The 2,708-nt window shown below is 66.1% G+C and carries 2 protein-coding genes and 2 pseudogenes; 2 read left to right on the top strand and 2 right to left on the bottom strand.

What is annotated here, in order from left to right; genetic code table 11:
• Positions 1-402 (top strand): annotated as a pseudogene (locus tag DMB66_RS59320) (ISAs1 family transposase); the annotation flags it as partial.
• A gap of 470 nt (positions 403-872) precedes the next feature.
• Here the strand turns inward: DMB66_RS59320 and DMB66_RS59315 are convergent.
• Positions 873-1,166 (bottom strand): annotated as a pseudogene (locus DMB66_RS59315) (PAC2 family protein); the annotation flags it as partial.
• Positions 1,167-1,327: 161 nt separating this feature from the next.
• Here DMB66_RS59315 and DMB66_RS59310 point away from each other — a divergent pair.
• Positions 1,328-1,885 (top strand): hypothetical protein, encoded by a 558-nt coding sequence (locus tag DMB66_RS59310; protein WP_125812645.1) that lies wholly within the window; start codon positions 1,328-1,330, stop codon positions 1,883-1,885.
• Between the two features lie 330 nt (positions 1,886-2,215).
• Here DMB66_RS59310 and DMB66_RS59305 read toward each other — a convergent pair whose 3' ends face one another.
• The gene (locus DMB66_RS59305) at positions 2,216-2,641 is read right to left on the bottom strand and encodes an IS110 family transposase (protein ID WP_233625618.1); all 426 of its coding nucleotides are present in this window, start codon (positions 2,639-2,641) and stop codon (positions 2,216-2,218) included.
• Between the last annotated feature and the right edge of the window lie 67 nt (positions 2,642-2,708).

Below are 2,708 nucleotides of genomic sequence, written 5' to 3'. Positions count from 1 at the left end.
TGCACACGCCCGGTGGGATCGGATTCCCACGCCGAGCAGGCCATCCGGATCACCCGGACCCGCACCACCACCAAAAGCGGCAAGACCACCCGCGAGACCGCGTACCTGACCATCTCGCTGCCCGCCACCGACGCCCACCCGATCGACCTGCAGCGATGGATTCGGGCCGAGTGGCTAATCGAAAATCTCGTGCACCACGTACGAGATGTCACGTTCCGTGAAGATTCACATCAGGCCCGGACCGGTAACGGACCCGCCGTCATGGCAACCCTGCGTAACACCGCGATCGGCTTCCATCGCATCAGCGGCGACACCAACATCGCCCGCGCCACCCGACGCGCCAACCGCCGCCCCCACGACCTCATCACCGCCGTGATCAGCAGCAACCCCAGAACGCAATGACCCTGGGGTCAGTCTTCAGGGAGCGGCGACAGTCGTCGGTCAGAACGGTGATTACTTGCTTAGCCATGATGTTTTCGCTCCCGCGGTAGGTGGTATGGGTGCGCCGAATGCGCCTGTTCCGCTAACCATAGTCGCCGTGGCCATCCTGCAATCAAGCGCATTGGGAGACCGGACGAAGAAATGCCGCGTCGGCCGAAGGCGGCTTATCGGCGATCCTGTGCAACGACCTGACCCACTCTCCCTGCAATGGGAGTTCGCAACCAGGATCGCCGCCCGTCGCGGCATCACCCGACGCGACGTCGGTACGTCACTTGTGTTCATGGGCGATGCAGCGGCTGCGGCGCGGCGGCACACTCAGCTACGTACCTGTCGGGCCGCTGCCGGCGCCGGGTCATTGAAAGCCTGACCCTGCGTGGCCTCGAATATGCCCGCGAGCAGGTCGCCGCCTGGTCAATTCCTGCAGCCGAGAAGCCAGCATCCTTGTGCAGGATGCTGGCTTCTTGGTGCGGGTGCTTCTCGAACTCGTTGGCGATCTTGTCGCCGGTCAGCGGCTTGATCCCCTCGTCGCCGACCCGTTCCTCCAGCTCGCGCATGTAGTCGCCGAGTTCGGTGTCCTGCTCGGCGGCCGCCCGGACGCGCTTCTCCCACTCGTCGGCCTCCTCGGCGAGGTCGGCCAGCGGCACGGGCAGGTCCAGCACGTCCTCGAGGCGGCTCAGCAGGGCGAGCGTCGCCTTCGGGCACGACGGCCCAGCGGCGGCGCACCGACCAGCAGCGCAGCTGGCCGGCTATATGGGTTCCCCAGCGCTGGCGGCTGCGTTCGAGCTTGGTGATCAGATCGGCCATGCGGAGTTGTCCACCAAGTTGCGGACTGCTGCGCAAACTGGAACTGCGGCGTGCCCGCACAACCCGGGCGAGGGAGGCGACGGTGAACTGGTTCCTGCGAAACCTTGGGATCTTCATTGCGACAATCGCTGTAGGGCTGTCCTTTGCCACGGTAGTCCTGGGCCGCCGACAGCGGCGGCAAGATATGTACCTCCGCGTACACGAGACCCTCATCGACGTCCAGATGCAGCGTGGCCGCCGTCTGCTCCACCGGTGCGCAGTGGATGGAGCGCTCCCGCCGGAAGAGAGTGACGAATTCGCGATCGTCAGCCGGACGCTCTCCGTCCACAACGCGGTCGCAATCTATGTACGACGCGGCATCGTTCCGCAGCGGTGGGTACTTGCCGAGTGGCGGAACACGCTCTGCGACATGCGCCGCGGCTTTACCCTTTTTAGAGCCTATCGCGAGGAAACCTACGGTTGGCAGGTTCTCGTCGAGTTGGACACGCTGATCAGCTCGGCGGAGAAGGCCACTCTCAAGAGTGGTGGTGCGGGTGTCGGGCCAGGCGGACACAAGTACCAGCCCCGATACCTCGGTGCGGCTGCTCCCATCGCTGGCAACCCCACCACTGCCCACCGCCTGAGCGAAAGGGCTGACTAGGCGAGGGCCTACGTAGGTTTGCGCGACAGGCCCGACAACCTTGCCTCCGGCGGGCAGGGCGTCCGGCCCTACGACCAGTTCCGGCCTCCGGCGGCCGGGGCTCCGATCCTGGACCTGGGCGGCTCTGGAATGTTCCAACCCCGGCGACACCTCGACGTGATGAGGATGTCAGGGCGTGGGATCCGCGAGCACCGGCGGCCGGGGTTGGCCGAGAACGCCGCTGGCTCGCTTCCTGGTCTTCCTTGCTCGGAATGGTGGCTTTGATCCCACGCCGGCGTACCGAACCTCGGTCACGCTTCGTGTCGCTGGCTGGGTCGGACCGGCGCACGCTCATGCCGATGACACAACGAGTGCTGGGCCCACTGCCCTACCGAGGTGGGGATCTGACGGCGGAGATTGGTTTGTTCGCAATTCCGTTCGCAGGGCGACGACGGCGACGCTGTGCGCGTCGACCGGGTCGGTCTTGCGGCCCTGGCCGGTGGAGAACACCCTCGCCCGGGCGGACAGCTTCGCGGGCACGTCCAACACGGTCTCACCGTCAGCGACCAGGCGCTGGGCGACGTGCCGGCCGATACCGTTACAGCCCTCCACCGCCCAGATCCGGTCGGTGTGTTCGCGGCCGGCGGCGAGCATGGCCTGGTAGCCGTCACGGTCGGTGCCGAACCGGCCCTTGGCGAGGACGCGTTCGCGCTGGTCGATGACCTCGATGGTCGCGGATCGTTTGTGCGGGTCTACGCCGATGATGACCTGGCCCATCGTGGTTGCCTCTCCCTTGAGCCGACAATTGGGTGTCGGCGGGAGGGCAGCGCTACTTTGAGCTGGC

Source organism: Actinoplanes sp. ATCC 53533 (assembly GCF_003947245.1).
This window is presented reverse-complemented; position numbering and strand designations above follow the sequence as displayed.